The organism is Thalassobacter stenotrophicus (assembly GCF_001458315.1).
Classification (GTDB): Bacteria; Pseudomonadota; Alphaproteobacteria; order Rhodobacterales; family Rhodobacteraceae; genus Thalassobacter; species Thalassobacter stenotrophicus.
Map to the genome: position 1 here is coordinate 1 of NZ_CYRX01000029.1, position 15971 is coordinate 15971.

18 protein-coding genes are annotated in these 15971 nt (G+C 60.0%); 10 read left to right on the forward strand and 8 right to left on the reverse strand.

The genetic code is table 11. From position 1 onward, the window contains the following. Positions 1 to 213: 213 nt before the first annotated feature. On the forward strand, positions 214 to 930 hold the full coding sequence (locus tag THS5294_RS09615; RefSeq protein WP_058123600.1) for a TspO-related membrane protein: 717 nt from the start codon (positions 214 to 216) through the stop codon (positions 928 to 930). A gap of 54 nt (positions 931 to 984) precedes the next feature. Here THS5294_RS09615 and pnp read toward each other — a convergent pair whose 3' ends face one another. After that, positions 985 to 3120: a polyribonucleotide nucleotidyltransferase gene (gene pnp, locus THS5294_RS09620; protein ID WP_058123601.1), complete on the reverse strand. Its 2136-nt coding sequence runs from the start codon at positions 3118 to 3120 to the stop codon at positions 985 to 987. Between the two features lie 303 nt (positions 3121 to 3423). Here pnp and THS5294_RS09625 point away from each other — a divergent pair, with 303 nt between their 5' ends. After that, on the forward strand, positions 3424 to 3657 hold the full coding sequence (locus tag THS5294_RS09625) for an HP1242/YdcH family protein (RefSeq protein ID WP_038007490.1): 234 nt from the start codon (positions 3424 to 3426) through the stop codon (positions 3655 to 3657). Between the two features lie 81 nt (positions 3658 to 3738). Here THS5294_RS09625 and rpsO read toward each other — a convergent pair whose 3' ends face one another. Then, complete coding sequence (rpsO, locus tag THS5294_RS09630; protein ID WP_038007491.1) at positions 3739 to 4008, reverse strand: 30S ribosomal protein S15; 270 nt, start codon at positions 4006 to 4008, stop codon at positions 3739 to 3741. 241 nt (positions 4009 to 4249) lie between these two features. Here rpsO and THS5294_RS09635 point away from each other — a divergent pair, with 241 nt between their 5' ends. Further along, positions 4250 to 5206, forward strand: a complete 957-nt coding sequence (locus THS5294_RS09635) for a pirin family protein (protein ID WP_058123602.1) — start codon at positions 4250 to 4252, stop codon at positions 5204 to 5206. A 3-nt stretch (positions 5207 to 5209) separates the two neighbouring features. On the opposite strand, the gene THS5294_RS09640 is transcribed toward THS5294_RS09635, so the two are convergent. The 5 genes from THS5294_RS09640 to rbfA form a co-directional block, all read right to left on the reverse strand. Next, entirely contained in the window at positions 5210 to 5722 is a 513-nt protein-coding gene (locus THS5294_RS09640) for a DUF1643 domain-containing protein (RefSeq protein WP_058123651.1), read from the reverse strand. A gap of 60 nt (positions 5723 to 5782) precedes the next feature. Continuing rightward, positions 5783 to 6247: a hypothetical protein gene (locus THS5294_RS09645; protein ID WP_038007494.1), complete on the reverse strand. Its 465-nt coding sequence runs from the start codon at positions 6245 to 6247 to the stop codon at positions 5783 to 5785. Between the two features lie 210 nt (positions 6248 to 6457). Next, the gene (truB, locus tag THS5294_RS09650; RefSeq protein ID WP_038007495.1) at positions 6458 to 7372 is read right to left on the reverse strand and encodes a tRNA pseudouridine(55) synthase TruB; all 915 of its coding nucleotides are present in this window, start codon (positions 7370 to 7372) and stop codon (positions 6458 to 6460) included. Between the two features lie 58 nt (positions 7373 to 7430). Continuing rightward, entirely contained in the window at positions 7431 to 8144 is a 714-nt protein-coding gene (locus THS5294_RS09655; RefSeq protein WP_058123603.1) for a phosphodiester glycosidase family protein, read from the reverse strand. Then, positions 8141 to 8563, reverse strand: coding sequence for a 30S ribosome-binding factor RbfA (rbfA, locus tag THS5294_RS09660; protein ID WP_038007501.1), 423 nt, complete (start codon positions 8561 to 8563; stop codon positions 8141 to 8143). Before rbfA ends, THS5294_RS09655 begins: the two co-directional genes overlap by 4 nt. 119 nt (positions 8564 to 8682) lie before the next feature. Here rbfA and dapB point away from each other — a divergent pair, with 119 nt between their 5' ends. Together dapB and THS5294_RS09670 are read left to right on the forward strand one after the other, a co-directional pair. Continuing rightward, the gene (gene dapB, locus THS5294_RS09665; protein ID WP_058123604.1) at positions 8683 to 9507 is read left to right on the forward strand and encodes a 4-hydroxy-tetrahydrodipicolinate reductase; all 825 of its coding nucleotides are present in this window, start codon (positions 8683 to 8685) and stop codon (positions 9505 to 9507) included. Between the two features lie 51 nt (positions 9508 to 9558). Then, positions 9559 to 9921 (forward strand): hypothetical protein, encoded by a 363-nt coding sequence (locus THS5294_RS09670; RefSeq protein ID WP_058123605.1) that lies wholly within the window; start codon positions 9559 to 9561, stop codon positions 9919 to 9921. A gap of 6 nt (positions 9922 to 9927) precedes the next feature. Here the strand turns inward: THS5294_RS09670 and THS5294_RS09675 are convergent, their stop codons facing one another. After that, on the reverse strand, positions 9928 to 10161 hold the full coding sequence (locus THS5294_RS09675; RefSeq protein ID WP_038007669.1) for a DUF1674 domain-containing protein: 234 nt from the start codon (positions 10159 to 10161) through the stop codon (positions 9928 to 9930). A gap of 46 nt (positions 10162 to 10207) precedes the next feature. Here THS5294_RS09675 and THS5294_RS09680 point away from each other — a divergent pair, with 46 nt between their 5' ends. From THS5294_RS09680 to THS5294_RS09700, 5 genes are all read left to right on the forward strand, one after another. Beyond that, on the forward strand, positions 10208 to 11473 hold the full coding sequence (locus THS5294_RS09680) for an RsmB/NOP family class I SAM-dependent RNA methyltransferase (protein WP_058123606.1): 1266 nt from the start codon (positions 10208 to 10210) through the stop codon (positions 11471 to 11473). 211 nt (positions 11474 to 11684) lie between these two features. Beyond that, positions 11685 to 13250, forward strand: a complete 1566-nt coding sequence (locus THS5294_RS09685) for a heparinase II/III family protein (RefSeq protein WP_233486455.1) — start codon at positions 11685 to 11687, stop codon at positions 13248 to 13250. Positions 13251 to 13307: 57 nt separating this feature from the next. After that, positions 13308 to 14897: a bifunctional phosphoribosylaminoimidazolecarboxamide formyltransferase/IMP cyclohydrolase gene (purH, locus tag THS5294_RS09690; protein ID WP_058123608.1), complete on the forward strand. Its 1590-nt coding sequence runs from the start codon at positions 13308 to 13310 to the stop codon at positions 14895 to 14897. A gap of 10 nt (positions 14898 to 14907) precedes the next feature. Beyond that, on the forward strand, positions 14908 to 15378 hold the full coding sequence (gene lspA, locus THS5294_RS09695) for a signal peptidase II (RefSeq protein WP_058123609.1): 471 nt from the start codon (positions 14908 to 14910) through the stop codon (positions 15376 to 15378). Between the two features lie 56 nt (positions 15379 to 15434). Continuing rightward, complete coding sequence (locus THS5294_RS09700) at positions 15435 to 15962, forward strand: DUF3035 domain-containing protein (protein WP_058123610.1); 528 nt, start codon at positions 15435 to 15437, stop codon at positions 15960 to 15962. Positions 15963 to 15971: the final 9 nt, after the last annotated feature.

Here is a 15971-nt window from a genome sequence, read left to right on the forward strand (position 1 = left end):
AATCCGTCCGGGGTCAGGGGAAACACGTCCCCAAGCGGGTTTGTGCAACAAAGCCCTACGCAAATGTATCGTTAACTATACGGTGTGACGAGAATGATACGTTGGCGTAACAGTTCTATGACGGATTTCACGCAAAGGTATTCCGGCGCAAAATCGCCCAAAAAGCGCGGGATTTCGGCTCGTATCCTGTGGGTAAATCCCTATGTATAGAGCATGACTATCAAAGCAATTGCCGTACTTGGCCTGACACTCGCGTTCTTCATCTCTCCGGTTTTTGTGCCGTTTGATGGGTTCAATCCTACCCTTTATCCGATCCCGCAGTTTACGCCGCCGGTGCTGCCTGCGGGCTATGCGTTTTCGCTGTGGGGTATCATTTACCTTTGGCTGTTGGTGATGGCCGCCGTCGGGCTGTGGCGGTTTCGAGAGGACCCTGCGTGGGACGCGACGCGCCCCGGTTTTATCCTGAGTATGATTGCCGGTGTGCCATGGTTGGCAGTGGCAGAGGTTTCACCCGTTTGGGCCACGGTTATGATTTACGTGATGCTTGTAGGCGCGCTTTGGGCGTTGATCCGTGCGCCGCGCAAGGATGCTTGGATGTTGGCGGGGCCATTGGGCTTGTACGCGGGTTGGCTGACAGCTGCGTCCAGCGTGGCGTTGGGCCTTACGGGAGCGGGCTGGGGCATCGGTGGACTTAGCGATGTTGTTTGGGGGTTAATCGCGCTGTGTGTCGCGCTCAGCATCGCGCTTGTCGTGCTGTGGAAACGGCCCAGCCTGACCTATGGCGCAGCGGTGGTTTGGGCTTTGGTCGCGATTATGGTGCGCAATGATTTCGGCGGGCAGGTTGCGATGCTGGCGGGTGTTGGTGTCGTCATTGTTGCTGGCACAACCCTTTGGTTCCGGGCCCGTCGTCCTGCCCTAGCAACTCACTAAACGCAAAAGGCCCCGGCGTTTCCACCGGGGCCTTTATTGAGAAACGCGTTGGGCTTAACCCTCTGCGGCTTCTTCTTTTACTTCTTCTGCGCCAGTTTCCTGGTTCACCATTTTCATGGCGAGCCGGACTTTGCCGCGATCGTCAAAGCCGAGCAGCTTGACCCATACTTCTTGACCCTCTTTGAGGACGTCCGAGGGATGGTTCAGGCGACGGTTTTCGATCTGGCTGACGTGCACAAGGCCGTCACGCTTGCCAAAGAAGTTCACAAAGGCGCCGAAGTCGACGATCTTGACGACTTTACCTTTGTAGACTTTGCCTTCTTCGGGCTCTGCGACGATCGAGTGGATCATGTCGTAGGCTTTTTGGATGGCTTCGGCATTTGGCGAGGCGATCTTGATGATGCCGTCGTCGTTGATGTCGACCTTCGCGCCCGAGACTTCCACGATTTCGCGGATGACTTTACCGCCCGAGCCGATCACTTCACGGATCTTGTCGGTTGGAACCTGCATCGTTTCGATGCGGGGGGCGTGCACAGAGAATTCCTGCGCGCCAGTCAGTGCCTTGGCCATTTCGCCGAGGATGTGGATACGGCCTGCTTTGGCTTGCTCCAGAGCTTTTTCCATGATTGCGGGCGTGATGCCTGCGACCTTGATGTCCATCTGAAGCGATGTGATGCCTTCTTCGGTACCAGCCACTTTGAAGTCCATGTCGCCGAGGTGATCTTCGTCGCCGAGGATATCGGTCAGGACAGCGTAGTCACCGTCGTCTTCTAGAACGAGGCCCATGGCCACGCCTGCAACGGCGGCTTTCAGAGGCACACCAGCGTCCATCATGGACAGCGAACCGCCACAGACGGAAGCCATCGAGGAGGAGCCGTTCGATTCCGTGATCTCGGAGACCAAGCGCACGGTGTAGGGGAAGTCGGTTGCGGCGGGCAGAACGGCCTGAAGGGCGCGCCATGCGAGTTTACCGTGACCGATTTCACGACGACCGGGAGGGCCGAAACGCCCAACTTCACCCACCGAGTAGGGAGGGAAGTTGTAGTGCAGGAGGAAGTTCGACTTAAAGTTGCCGTGCAGCGCGTCGATGAATTGCTCATCGTCGCCGGTGCCGAGTGTCGTAACAACCAGACCTTGCGTTTCACCACGTGTGAACAGCGCCGAGCCGTGGGTCCGTGGCAGGATGCCAGTCTCAGAGACGATCGGACGTACGGTATCAAGGGCACGCCCGTCGATCCGCTTGCCGTTTTTGACAACGTCGCCGCGCAGAACAGCCGATTCCAGCTTTTTCAGTGCGGTGCCGAGGTTTTCGTCAGCCAGTTGATCTTCGGTCAGTGCGGCTTTGATCGCGTCTTTTGCAGCGGCAACAGCGGCGGTGCGCTCTTGCTTGTCGGTGATCGCGTATGCAGCGCGCATTTGCTCTTCGCCAGCGGCCTTTACGGCGGCCGAGAGGTCGCTGAAATCAGGAGCTTGGAAGTTGAAGGGCTCTTTTGCGGCATCTTCGGCCAGATCAACGATCAGGTCGATGACAGGCTGCATTTGTTCGTGACCGAACTTAACAGCACCCAGCATTTCGGCTTCCGACAGCTCATAGGCTTCGGATTCGACCATCATCACGGCGTCTTTGGTGCCGGCGACAACCAGATCGAGACGTTGCTCGGGGTTGTTGCGCAGGTCCTGCATGTCGTCCACGGCTGGGTTCAGCACGTATTCGCCATCCACGAAACCAACACGTGCGCCAGCGATGGGGCCCATGAATGGTGCGCCAGAGATCGTCAGAGCAGCGGATGCCGCGATCATTGCAACGACGTCTGGGTCGTTTTCAAGATCGTGGGACAGCACTGTGCAGATCACCAGAACTTCGTTTTTGAAGCCGTCCACGAACAGTGGGCGGATCGGGCGGTCGATCAGACGCGAGGTCAGTGTTTCTTTTTCGGTGGGGCGGGCCTCACGCTTGAAGAAACCACCGGGGATTTTACCCGCAGCGTAGTATTTTTCATTGTAGTGCACGGTCAGGGGGAAGAAGTCCTGGCCGGGCTTTTGCGCCTTTGCAAAGGTGACGGCGGCCATGACGGACGTCTCACCGTAGGTGGCGATTACGCAGCCGTCTGCTTGGCGCGCAACTTTACCTGTTTCCAGAGTAAGGGTGTCGTGACCCCACTCGATTTCTTTCTTAACAACGTTGAACATTCATCGTTTCCTATGAGGGAGCACTCCCGGGCCTTCCCGGGTCTCCCGTGGCTTGGCGGCCCCATTGCCGCCGACCCCAATCCTTTTGCACAACGCCGGGGTCTGCTGCGTTACGTCTCAGATGGTGCGCGCATACAGTGTTTGGTGCCGTTTGGGAAGGGTCTTGCTGGCGCGCGGGGTTTGGGCGCGCGTGACCGATTGGTCCCAGTTGATTTGGGTCAAGGCAATCTGGGGCAGACGCGTCAGGTTAGGCGGTGCCCGGTCGGTGAATGGTCCGGGCGCACCAGACATCCCGGAGGACACATGAGCAACACACCACACGAATTGGCCGAAGAATTCCCCGAAAGCGCGGACCACATGAGTACGCTCAAACAGTCGGACGCCCATTTTGCGAAACTGTTTGAGGATTATCACGAAGTGAATCGTGCCGTGCATCGTGCCGAAACGAATGTGGAGCCGACCTCGGACGAGCATATGAATATGCTGCGCAAGCAACGCATGGCTCTAAAGGATCAGATCGCTCAGTACTTGAACTGACTATCCGCGCCTAAACCGGCACCCCACAACGAAAAACGCTCGCACCAAGATGCGAGCGTTTCTTTTAACTATCGAAGCGACTTAGCGGCGGATGCCGAGACGCTTGATGATGTCTTGGTAGCGCGCTTCGTCTTTGCCACGTGTGTAGTCAAGAAGCTTACGGCGCAGAGCAACCATCTTCAGAAGGCCGCGACGGCCGTGGTTGTCTTTTTTGTGTGTTTTGAAGTGCTCAGTGAGCGTGGAGATCCGCGAGGTCAGGATCGCAATCTGCACTTCGGGCGAACCAGTGTCGCCTTCTTTGGTTGCGAATTCTTTGATCAGGCGGTTTTTTTCTTCAACTGTGATCGACATCGGGGTCTCCTATGGTTTGAGTGAATGGCACAAGCCGGGATGTCGTCCAGCAGGGCCCTTGGAGAAGTGAGGGCAGTTAGGACGATTCCACATCCGATGCAACCCATTGCGCGCAGCCGCGGCAGCGACCTTTGTGCGGAAATGCACGTGCGGTGCGTTTTCGCTGCAGTGGCGCTTTGGCGTTTTTACATCATATGGTTAACAAATTCCCTACGGACCCGCAGTTAGAAAGGTGACCCAGATGAGTTGGAACCCGACCCAAAGTCCCGAATGCCCAAGCGCCGCCGGTGCGTTAGAAACACTGATCGTTCCCCGTGCGCGGGATATCGGCGGGTTTGACGTGCGCCGCGCGCTGCCATCGCCCAAGCGCCAGATGGTTGGGCCGTTCATCTTTTTCGATCAGATGGGTCCGGCGGAATTTATCACTGATGGCGGGATCGATGTGCGCCCGCATCCTCACATTGGTCTCGGGACTGTGACATACCTTTATCAAGGTGAGTTTGAGCATCGCGATAGCATCGGCACCCATCAGATGATTTATCCCGGTGAGGTGAATTGGATGACAGCTGGCCGAGGTGTCACTCACTCGGAGCGGACCTCAGAAGAGACACGCGCCACCCGCAATAAGCTGTTCGGAATTCAGACGTGGATCGCCCTGCCAGAGGACAAAGAGGACATTGCCCCCGATTTTGAGCACCATAAGGAGGCTGCTCTCCCGGTGATTACGGACACAGGTGTGACCGCGCGGCTGATCCTTGGGGATGCCTACGGCGAAACCAGCCCCGTCACGATGCATTCTGAAACGTTCTATGCCGATGTTGTATTGGCTGCGGGGGCCTCCTTTCCCCTGCCGGACAATCATGAGGATCGCGGTATCTACGTGACCGAGGGCAGCATTGAAGTAGCGGGTGATACATTCCCAGCGGGTCGGATGATGGTGTTCCGCCCCGGCGATTCCATTTCCGCCAAAGCAGGTCCGCAGGGCGCGCGGCTGATGGTGCTGGGCGGCGCGACGATGAATGAAAAGCGCTATATTTGGTGGAACTTCGTGTCGTCCTCAAAGGACAAGATCGAAGAGGCTAAAGAGGCGTGGATGGCGGCCGATTGGGAAAACGGCCCGTTTCAGCTGCCACCCGGCGATGATGATGAACACATCCCAATCACGCCTGAGTATGCGCGCACCACGCCCAAGGACTAGGGTCTAGGCGGGGTGCCACGGCTCTGGCTGGGTCGTGTAGCTGATGTAAAGCGGGTGTTTCGGATGGCCCGCTTTGCTCAGCCCAAGGTGCAACAACGGCACGCCCGTTGGGCGCAACAGGGCCTCAACCGCAATCCCGCGCCCCATATGTGCGCCGTGCGTGCCCCACGCGCAGACCACCTGTGTGGCCCAATCCGCGGCCTCTAGGATGGCGGCGTCATTACCTGCACCGATGGGATCGGCAGCGGCGCGCATGTCGCGCGGGTCTGTGGCGCGAAGTGCAAAGATATTCGTGACCCGAAATGCGCCGAACCCCAAGGCCCGCGCCCGGCGTTCGCAGCGTTCCACTGTGGGGTCGTTTTGTACCTCCGTCGCGGTGGAGGGGTTGAGCATTAGGAAATTCACCCGCGCGCCGCTGTCGTCCCATGTGCGGGTCAACGCGTAGCGGTATGTTTCACAATCGGAATAGGTCGCCACAGAGGGGGCGTCGTCTTTGATATGTGTGCGTGTGATCATGACGGGTGGCATATACGAACGGCCACCCCTGAGGAAAGGGGCGGCCGCGTGTTGGTCTGTTTAGGCGTGTGCGGGTTCTTCGGCCTCTCGCTCTAGCACCCATGCGGCGACAAGCGCGAAGAGGATATGCCCCCAAAGCGCGACCCAAGTGATGCCCGTAAACCCGAGGAAGGGTTTCAGCCCGGCCACAAGATGCGCCATACCATACAGGGCAAAAACCCACAGTCCGATGCCATAGCCGATGGCGACACCGCTCCAATGTAGGTTGGGCAGGATTTTTCCAGCAATGGGCCGTGCGACGAGCAGATAGCCCAGCGGATAGGCAAGCAGCCCTGTCATGATATGTAGCGCATCAGCAGCGCCTTTGGGCGAGCTGCCAAAAACCGCGTTGAGCGTGCCGTTGGCAAGGCCCACAGGGGCAAGTTTTGCAAAGCCAAAAAGCGGTGAAAGCCCTTGGCCGAAAAGGTCAAACGCGATGGTCGCGAGCGCACCTGCGGTGAGGATTTGAAAGAAAGAGCGGTTCATTGTGCAGTCCTAAAAATGGTGGACCGTGCGGTGTGTGTGACGCACGGCCCGTTGATGTGATTGCACTTAGGATGCAGGCAAAACACGCAGCGGGATACACGCCTCACGGCGAGGTGTAGGCGCGTTCCTATCACCGTGATTGGCTGTAACAATTAGACGGTGTTTGGGGGGCAACGGGCTGCGACTTACATGCTCGTCCCCCCAAATGTTTCAACTTTGGAAGGTTTGAAACACCTTTGAGGGATGCAATTCACCGCTCCGGTAGGTTCCGATGGCAACGGCTTTGCCATCTAGCGCGGCCCACGCCTCTTCGCCGTAGTCAACGTCAGAGGAAAAGACCATTCCGGGGTTGCCGTTGCGCAGTTTCGCGGCGCCGTCGGCGGCGCAAGGCAGCATGGGCAAATCCTCAAGGCCTAATTCCAAGGGTTGGATATGGGTGTCTAGCTCGGGTGTTTGGGCCAAGGCATCGACTTGGTCAAAGGGCAGCGCGGCTTCGGCCTCAAACGGGCCAGACCATGTGCGGCGCAACCACGCGACATGCCCCAAGCAGCCCAAATCCGCGCCCAGATCGCGCGCGATTGACCGGACATAGCCGCCTTTGCCGCAGACCATTTCAAGTAGGACAGTGTCAGGGCCGGTCCGCTCAATCAGATCCAGACTATCCACCCAAAGGGGGCGTGCAGCCAGTTCCATCACCTCACCCTCGCGGGCGATGTCATAGGCGCGTTCACCATCGACCTTTACGGCGGAAAATTGCGGCGGGACCTGCATGATATCGCCACGGTAGGCTGCAAGGGCAGATTCGATTTCAGCGTCCGTGGGGCGGGCATCAGAGGTTTCAATCACTTCACCGCTTGCGTCGTCGGTGGTGGTAGAGGCCCCCAACCGCACTTCGAACCGGTAGCATTTCAGCGCATCGGTAATGTAGGGCACGGTTTTTGTGGCCTCACCCAAGGCGACGGCCAGAACGCCTGTTGCATCAGGGTCCAAGGTCCCCGCGTGGCCGGCTTTCTGAGCGCCCAACGCCCAGCGAACCTTGTTGACCACAGCGGTTGAGGTCACGCCCGCAGGTTTGTCCACAACCAGCCATCCGTGCACTGCGCGACCCTTGCGTTTGCGTCCCATGTGTTTTGATCCGTCCTGAAAGATGAAGGCCGCGTGCTACTGCGCCCGTGTAAGCCCGTCAATCCGCGATCACGGCGACGATCGGCCCCAGAGGCAGGCCAAAGTCATTGCGCCCCACGGCGGGGGCATACAGCCGTGAGATCCGACCATCGAAATACAGTGCATTCGGCAGGCCCAGTGTATCGCGGAAAAGGGTTCCGAATTCGTGAAAGGTGACCGCATCATCCGAGATGGCAAAAACAACGCGTTGCCCATCGGCCGAAGTGCCCACCCCGTTGCGAATGTTGCGTGACGTGCTGTCGGGCAGAAACCGTGGGTGCAGTGCGCCGTCGATCACCAGCATTGGCCCCGATTGCGTGGCGTCGGTGCAGGCGGGTGGGTTGGCGGCAAATGCGCGGCTTTCGATCACATCTGAGCGATCCGCGCGCAGGCAAAAGACCCCGTTGGGAAGAAGGCCAAAGTTCCCCGGCCCAGCGCGGGTGACGATCGGGGCTTCTTGGATGCCGTCCTCAATGTACAGGCCCACGGGGCGGCGGTCATCGTGATACATGCCCGCGTTCATCGCCATGACAACGGTGCCGTCAACGCGGGATTTCACGGATGAGAACGCACCAAGGATATCGCCCGCTTCATCACGCAGGAACAGTTCCACACGGGCGTCTGGCGCGACTTCGCATACGGTAAAGCGCGCATCACGGTGCGTGATCTGCTCACAGGCCACTGCGGGCGCGGCCAACAAGCAAAGAAGTGCAATGGCCGCGCGCAGTATCATTCGGTGTCGGGGTCTTGGGGTGTATCCGGCTTGAGGTCTTGGGCCACGTGATCGCTGGCCAAAAGCCGTTTGGTTTCGTCCATTTTGTCGAATGTCTCATCGATCAAAAAGCGGATCTCGGGCGAATGCTTGATGGTCAGGCCCTTGGACACGGCCCGGCGAATTTCACCTTTGTTGCGCTTGAGTGCTTCGATTGCGGCGGTCTTGTTGTCACCACCCAAGGGCAGGACGTAGGCCGTTGCGATCCGCAGATCGCCGGACACACGCACCTCGGACACAGTGATCGACAGCGCGTTCAGATCGGGGTCATGCAGATCACCGCGCAACAGCAATTCCGACATGGTGCGTCGGATCAATTCGCCAACACGTAGCTGGCGTTGCGAGGGTCCGGCCCCATCAGAGAAAGTCGACTTGCCCATGGCGCGCCCCTTGGTTGTTTCGCTTCAGATAGGCCCGCAAGCGCAAGGGCGCAAGCAACCCGTTGCCTTTGGGCTGCGGATTGCGCATCAACGGGGCTCAATTCCCAGGAGGCAAAAACATGGTCCAATCACAGTCGCAGACGCCCGGTATCGTTGTGATGGGCGGCTCGGGTCGCATGGGGCGGATGCTTATCGACGTGGTGCAAGCGTCCCCCGATTGTCGCCTTGTGGGGGTGACGGAACGTCCGGGCCACGACTGGGCAGGTCGAGATCTGGGTTCGTGTCTGGGTGGGGCGGATATCGGCGTGCCGGTGACGGATGATCCCATTGAGGTGGTCGCCAATGCGCAGGCCGTGATCGATTTTACAACGCCTGCCGCAACCCTCGCGATGTCCGAACTGACCGCACAGGCCCGTGCCGTGCATGTGATTGGCACCACGGGGCTATCGGATGAGGATATCGCAGCCCTCGGCCCTGCCGCGCGCCACGCTACGATTGTGCGCGCAGGCAACATGAGCCTCGGGGTTAATCTGTTGACCCAAGTGGTGAAACAGGTCGCCGCTGCGTTGGACGCCGACTACGACATTGAGGTCATTGAGGGCCACCACCGTCACAAAGTCGACGCACCCTCTGGGACTGCGCTGATGTTGGGTGAGGCGGCAGCCGAAGGGCGCGGTGTTTCACTGGCGGATGTGGCGGACCGTGGCCGGGACGGGATCACTGGCGCGCGGGAACGTGGAGCCATCGGTTTTCACGCCATCCGCGGCGGCGACATCATTGGTGAACATGACGTCCTCTTTGCTGCCGAGGGAGAGCGTTTGACCCTGCGCCACGTTGCCAGCGACCGTTCTGTTTTTGCCCGCGGGGCACTAAAGGCCGCCCTTTGGGGGCAGGACAAAGGCCCCGGTGCATTTGATATGCTCGACGTTTTGGGACTGAAATAAATCCAAATGTCATAGTCCTGCGTATACTCTGCATCACCAAGGAGTGATGTTATGGTTAAACGTTGGACGGCTTTGGCAGCCTTTGGGGCGGTCATGCTGATGTTGCCGGTGTCGGCGCATGCATTTGAGAAAATAGATTCGCGGACGGATTTCGTCTCTTTGATTGATGGCAAGGCGCTGACACGCTTTGGGATCAAACTGGATGTCACCGGGCAGGGGGACATCCTTGGCCGTGGTTTTGGTCGTGATGTAACGGGCGCTTGGCAATGGCAGGGCAACTACTTTTGCCGGTCGCTTTACTGGGGCACCTATGACCTTGGGTACAACTGCCAAGAGGTCCGCGTGAACGGCGACACGCTGCGGTTCACGTCCGATCAGGGTGCTGGAGATTCCGCCGACTTGAAGCTGCGCTAGGCGCGATCAAAAATCGATCGCGATGCCCTTTTTCTCCCAATCGCCATAGCGGACGGGTTCCGGCCCGTCGCGTCCGCCCAATTCTGTCGGCATCTCGGCGGCGGCTTGCGCGGCTTTGCGTGCGTCGGCTTCCTCAAGGGCGCGGCGCGCGACTTCGGGCAGCTTGGCGCGACGCTCAGCTTCGGTTTCCCGTGGGGTGTCGGGATCAACTTCGGGTGGGGTGGGTGTTGTGTCAGCCATGGCCTTTGATATACGCGTGACTTCCGCAGACTCAAGAGAAAGCGCCATGTCCGCAACGCCCATCGCCTCAGGTCAGGACGCCCGCAACGGCGCGCTCAGGCTGCTTCACGCTGTTCTTATCGAAAAACGGATGCTCACCGAGGCGCAATCCGACCTGTCGATGTATGGGGCTGATGCCGCGCGTGCCGGCCGTTTGGCGGGGTTGGTGCTGCGCCACCTCAGCCGGATTGACGCCTTGTTGCGCCCGCACCTCAAACGCGCCCCCGCGCTTCGGACGCAGGCAATTCTGCGGCTGGCCGTGGCGGAATTGATGCTGGACGACGCCGCCCCGCATGGTGTGGTCGATAGTGCGGTGTCCCTTGCCGGGGCAGTGCCTAAAACGGCCAAGCAATCGGGTCTTGTGAATGCCGTTCTGCGCAAAGTGGCACAGGACCGTGCCGGGTGGGATGCGTTGCCCAGTGCAACCCTGCCGCCGTGGCTGCGCAAACCCATCGCCAAGGCCTATGGCCGGGACCGGCTTGAGGCGATTGAGGCCGCGCATTTGGCGCAAGTGCCGCTAGATTTAACGATGAAAACCACGATGCCAGAGGGGCTGCCCGGCACCGACTTGCCCACCGGTTCGCGCCGGATTGAGGGCGCGCAGGTGACGGCCCTTCCGGGGTTTGAGACCGGCGATTGGTGGGTGCAGGACGCGGCTGCCGCAACACCCGTGCGCACTTTGGGCGATATTTCGGGGCTTCGGGTGTTGGACCTATGTGCGGCCCCCGGCGGCAAAACCATGCAAATGGCAGCGGCTGGCGCGCATGTGACCGCGCTTGATATCTCTGAGGGACGCGTCCGGCGTCTGCGGGACAACCTCGCGCGGACCGGCCTTGCGGCGGATGTTATCGTTGCCGACGTGATGGAGTGGGAGCCCGAGGCCCCCTTCGATGTGGTCGTTCTGGATGCGCCATGTTCGGCCACGGGAACTATTCGCCGTCACCCGGACTTGCCGCATTTGCGGAAACCCGCCGAGATCGAGACCCTCACTCAGCTGCAATATCAGATGCTCGACAGGGCGCTGGGCTTTGTCGCGCCGGAGGGGCGTTTGCTGTATTGCACATGCTCGCTTCTGCCCGTGGAGGGAGAATTCCAAGTCAAAGCAGCGCTTAAGCGTCATGCAGGCTGGAACGCGCTGCCGCTGGACCCCACCGACCTTGGCCTGCCGGAACAAGCTCAAAGCCCCCATGGCCTGCGGCTTTTGCCTGATCTTTGGGCAGAGCAGGGCGGCATGGACGGCTTTTACATCTCGGTGCTGCGTCGCGACGGGTGACAGGTTGCGCGTCAGCGCCTAGGGTTGTTGCAAAACAAGACTGAGCAGACGCGCCATGGTGGCTTTCCCCACCTCACATCCTCGCTGGCCCAGACCGGGTACGGCCCGCAGGTTGCGGGTTTTGCTTGCGCATCCGGGGCGTGGTGCGCGCGCCTTTGTTAGTCATCCTCAGCCGCAGGCCATCGGGTCCTATCCCAAGGGGCGTCAGATCATGGCGGGTAACCTGCTGTTTGCAGGCGCACTGGTTGAACATCCCATATCCACATCTGTTTGGGCAGTTGATCCGCCGTCTGATGCCTTTGCCAACGCCTTGCACAGTTTCGAGTGGCTTGAGGATATTGCAGCCATTGGTGACACCGCCGCGCGCGAGACGGCGCAGGCATGGACGCTGGACTGGATCGCGCGGTTTGGCACCGGAAAGGGGCCGGGCTGGACCCCTGCGGTGACGGGCCGGCGGTTGGTGCGGTTGATCACGCATGCGCCAATGCTGCTGATGCATATGCCGCCCAAATCGCAGGCTTTGCTGTTTCACAGCCTCTCCCGGCAAACGCTGTTTTTGCGCCGTGAATGGCCGCGTGGTCCGCAGGGTTTGCCTCGGATCGAGGCGTTGACGGGGTTGATCTATGCGGGTCTCACGCTTGAGGGGTATGAGCCCATCCGTGAAGCCGCCCTCAAGGCGTTGGCGCGCACGGTTGCCGCCAGTGTGACGCCGGATGGTGGCGTTGCGTCGCGCAACCCGGATGAGTTGCTTGAGGTGTTTACCTTGCTGGGGTGGGTTCGGTCTGCCCTAAGCGAAGGCGGCAAAGAGCCGGTGTTTGAGATCGAGGCCGCGCTGCAACGGATCGCGCCCACCTTGCGGGCATTGCGCCATGTGGATGGTCAGTTGGCGCGGTTTCATGGTGGCAATGGCGGCGCGCCGGGACAGTTGGACAAGGCGTTGGTCTTATCGGATATCCGCACACCCGCTGCCAAGGTTCAGGCGATGGGATACGACACGCTGCACCATGGCCGCACGACCGTCATTGTGGATGCGGCTGCCCCACCTACGGGTGAGGCTTCGGGTGTGGCCCACGCCAGTACGCTTGCGTTCGAGCTGAACTCCGACGGACACGGCGTGATCGTGAATTGCGGAACGGGCTCTGCGTTTGGCTCTGATTGGGCGCGGGCGTGCCGGGCCACGGCGAGCCATTCGACAATGGGGTTGGATCAATATTCCTCGGCCCGCATCGGGCCCGAGGTGATTGGCGCAGAAGGGCCCATCGCACCGCTGGTTCAGGCCCCGCACAAAGTCATCGCCCAAAAGTCCGAAAGCCGCAAAATGACGACCCTCATCATGAGCCATGATGGGTATGTGCGCGGCCAAGGGTTGACCCACCTGCGCCGCCTCGCGCTAAGCTTGGATGGGCGCACATTGACTGCTGAGGACAGCCTGCGCGCCCTGACACGTGCGGACAAAGCACAGTTTGACCGGGTCATGGATGCCACCGGATTTGAAGGCATCGCGCTAAGCCTGCGGTTCCATCTGCATCCGGATACTGAGGCTGAGGTGGATTTGGGCGGGCGCGCCGTCTCGATTCAATTGCCCAACTCCGAGGTTTGGATTTTCCGTCCCGGTGAAGGCCGATTTGCCAGCCTTGCTCCCTCCGTGTATCTGGACCCGGCGCGATTAAAGCCACGCGCGACAAAACAGATCGTTTTATCCGACCGATTGGTGAAGTATGCCGCCACCATTGACTGGACCCTGACCAAGGCGCAGGACGCGCATGTGTCGCCCTAAGCCTAGGGCGTATCATCGCCGGGGCCGCCCGACCAAAGACCCAAGAGGACACCTCCTATGACCAATCTCGTGCCACTGCGCCGCGCGCTTATCTCCGTTTCCGACAAGACCGGGCTGCTGGACCTTGCACGCGCGTTGCACGCGCGGGGCGTTGAGTTGCTGTCCACTGGGGGATCGGCCAAGACAATCCGGGACGCAGGTATCGCGGTGCGGGACGTGGCGGATGTGACAGGCTTTCCCGAAATGATGGATGGCCGGGTCAAGACGCTGCACCCCAAGGTGCATGGCGGCCTTCTGGCGCTGCGCGACAACCCCGAGCACACGGCGGCCATGGCAGAGCATGACATTGGGGCCATCGACCTGCTGGTCGTGAACCTTTATCCGTTTGAGGCCGCCCTTGCCCGTGGCGCGGACTACGGTGAAATGATCGAGAACATCGACATTGGCGGCCCTGCCATGATCCGTGCTGCTGCGAAAAACCACGGCTTTGTCACGACGATCGTCGATGTCGAGGATTACAGCGCCCTTTTGGCAGAGCTGGACGCCCAAGACGGTCAAACCAGCCTCGCATTCCGCCAGCGGCACGCGCAGATCGCTTATGCCCGCACGGGTGCTTATGACGCTGCGGTCTCAACCTGGATGGCCAGCGCCATCGGTGAGGAAACCCCCCGCCGCGTCGTCGTCGCCGGTGAGTTGACCCAAAGCCTGCGGTATGGCGAAAACCCGCACCAACAGGCTGCGTTCTATGTGGACGGCTCTGCACGCACCGGCGTCGCCACCGCCGAGCAACATCAGGGCAAAGAGCTCAGCTACAACAACATCAACGACACCGATGCGGCGTTTGAGTTGGTCGCGGAGTTTGACCCCGTCGATGGCCCTGCCTGTGCAATCATTAAGCATGCAAACCCTTGCGGCGTGGCACGCGGTGCGACACTGGCCGAAGCCTACAGCAGCGCGTTTGACTGCGACCGGACCTCAGCCTTTGGTGGGATCATCGCACTGAACCAACCGCTGGACGGTGCCACGGCCGAACTGATTGGCGGCATCTTTACCGAAGTGATTATTGCCCCCGGTGCCGATGCCGATGCGCGCGAAATCTTGGGCAAAAAGAAAAATCTGCGTCTGTTGACGACGGACGGCTTGCCCAACCCGCGCACTGCACTGCGCAGCTACCGTCAGGTTGCAGGCGGGATGTTGGTGCAGGACAAGGATGCGGGCCACATCGGGCTTGATGACCTAAAGGTTGTGACCAAACGCGCGCCTTCTGATGCGGAATTGGCTGACCTGCTGTTCGCATGGAAAGTTGCCAAACACGTGAAATCCAACGCTATCGTATACGTTAAAGACAAGGCCACTGTAGGTGTCGGCGCAGGTCAGATGAGCCGTGTGGACAGCGCGCTTATCGCGGCCAAAAAGGCCGAGCGTATGGCCGAGGCACTTTCGCTGCCACAACCCCTGACCATTGGGTCGGCTGTGGCTTCGGATGCGTTCTTCCCGTTTGCCGATGGTCTGTTAGAGGCCGCTGCCGCCGGTGCCACCAGTGTGATCCAGCCGGGCGGTTCTATGCGCGACGATGAAGTCATTGCTGCCGCCGATGAGGCCGGTCTTGCGATGGTGTTCACTGGCATGCGCCACTTCCGGCACTAAGGTCCAAAACATGCGATTGATCTTTATATGGGCCATCGTGGCCTTTGCCATCGACCAGATGTCCAAGGTTGCCGTGGTTCATATTCTGGACCTCAAGACGCGGTTGGCGCTGGATGTGGTGCCGCCGCTGTTGAATTTTCGCATGGGGTGGAACCGGGGCGTGAACTTTGGGCTTTTTGCCCAAGACAGTGATGTGACGCGCTGGGTTTTGATCGCGTTGGCGCTGGGCATCTCGGGTTGGCTGGTCCACTGGGCGCGTCGTTTGCCGCGACCCATCGCGCGGGTGTCGGCAGGGATGATTGTGGGCGGGGCATTGGCCAATGCGCTGGACCGGGTGATTTACGGCGCCGTTGCGGACTTTCTCAACATGTCCTGCTGCGGCATCCAAAACCCGTTTACCTTCAACATTGCTGATATCTTTATCTTTGCTGGGGCATTCGGTTTGGTGTTCTTTGCCGATGAGACGAAAAAGCCCGCGTGACGGCGTCCGTTCTTTGCGGTAAACGAATTCACGAGCAGCAGGAAAGTCTTGGACCAATGGGAAAACTTCGGGTCAGCCTAATGAGCCTTGCCGCCCTTGTGGCGTTGTCAGCCTGTGGGGACCGGGATGCGGCCCCTAACCTGATGAACCTGCGCAACACGGATAGAACGCCGGATGAGTTTTCGATCCTGCCGACGACCCCATTGCTACAGCCCGAAACGTTTGCTGAACTGCCCGTACCGACGCCCGGTGGCGTCAATCGGACCGATCCAACCCCCGCAGCTGACGCAGTGGCCGCATTGGGTGGTCGCGTGGATGCGGGCGTTGGCGGTGACCGTGGGCTGATCGCGACTGTAACGCGCTATGGCGTGGGGTCCGACATTCGCGCGACCCTTGCCACCGAGGATGAGGCGTTTCGCCGGGCCAATGATGGCCTGACGCTGGAGCGTTTGTTTAACGTTAACGTCTATTATAAATCCTACCGGCCCCAGTCGCTGGACAAGTACCGCGAACTGCAACGTTTGCGTGACGCAGGTGTTCGGACACCGGCCGCTCCCCCAAATCCTGCCCTGCTAGAGCAGTAGTCGCGTCCT

What these genes read in the sequence shown, in the direction of transcription:
- dapB (WP_058123604.1), top strand. Translation starts at nt 8,683, where the DNA reads ATGGTCCAATCACAGTCGCAGACGCCCGGTATCGTTGTGATGGGCGGC.
- THS5294_RS09670 (WP_058123605.1), top strand. Translation starts at nt 9,559, where the DNA reads ATGGTTAAACGTTGGACGGCTTTGGCAGCCTTTGGGGCGGTCATGCTG.
- lspA (WP_058123609.1), top strand. Translation starts at nt 14,908, where the DNA reads ATGCGATTGATCTTTATATGGGCCATCGTGGCCTTTGCCATCGACCAG.
- THS5294_RS09655 (WP_058123603.1), bottom strand. Translation starts at nt 8,144, where the DNA reads ATGATACTGCGCGCGGCCATTGCACTTCTTTGCTTGTTGGCCGCGCCC.
- rbfA (WP_038007501.1), bottom strand. Translation starts at nt 8,563, where the DNA reads ATGGGCAAGTCGACTTTCTCTGATGGGGCCGGACCCTCGCAACGCCAG.
- THS5294_RS09685 (WP_233486455.1), top strand. Translation starts at nt 11,685, where the DNA reads ATGGCGGGTAACCTGCTGTTTGCAGGCGCACTGGTTGAACATCCCATA.
- THS5294_RS09640 (WP_058123651.1), bottom strand. Translation starts at nt 5,722, where the DNA reads ATGATCACACGCACACATATCAAAGACGACGCCCCCTCTGTGGCGACC.
- THS5294_RS09645 (WP_038007494.1), bottom strand. Translation starts at nt 6,247, where the DNA reads ATGAACCGCTCTTTCTTTCAAATCCTCACCGCAGGTGCGCTCGCGACC.
- THS5294_RS09635 (WP_058123602.1), top strand. Translation starts at nt 4,250, where the DNA reads ATGAGTTGGAACCCGACCCAAAGTCCCGAATGCCCAAGCGCCGCCGGT.
- THS5294_RS09615 (WP_058123600.1), top strand. Translation starts at nt 214, where the DNA reads ATGACTATCAAAGCAATTGCCGTACTTGGCCTGACACTCGCGTTCTTC.
- THS5294_RS09680 (WP_058123606.1), top strand. Translation starts at nt 10,208, where the DNA reads ATGTCCGCAACGCCCATCGCCTCAGGTCAGGACGCCCGCAACGGCGCG.
- THS5294_RS09700 (WP_058123610.1), top strand. Translation starts at nt 15,435, where the DNA reads ATGGGAAAACTTCGGGTCAGCCTAATGAGCCTTGCCGCCCTTGTGGCG.
- pnp (WP_058123601.1), bottom strand. Translation starts at nt 3,120, where the DNA reads ATGTTCAACGTTGTTAAGAAAGAAATCGAGTGGGGTCACGACACCCTT.
- truB (WP_038007495.1), bottom strand. Translation starts at nt 7,372, where the DNA reads ATGGGACGCAAACGCAAGGGTCGCGCAGTGCACGGATGGCTGGTTGTG.
- THS5294_RS09625 (WP_038007490.1), top strand. Translation starts at nt 3,424, where the DNA reads ATGAGCAACACACCACACGAATTGGCCGAAGAATTCCCCGAAAGCGCG.
- rpsO (WP_038007491.1), bottom strand. Translation starts at nt 4,008, where the DNA reads ATGTCGATCACAGTTGAAGAAAAAAACCGCCTGATCAAAGAATTCGCA.
- THS5294_RS09675 (WP_038007669.1), bottom strand. Translation starts at nt 10,161, where the DNA reads ATGGCTGACACAACACCCACCCCACCCGAAGTTGATCCCGACACCCCA.
- purH (WP_058123608.1), top strand. Translation starts at nt 13,308, where the DNA reads ATGACCAATCTCGTGCCACTGCGCCGCGCGCTTATCTCCGTTTCCGAC.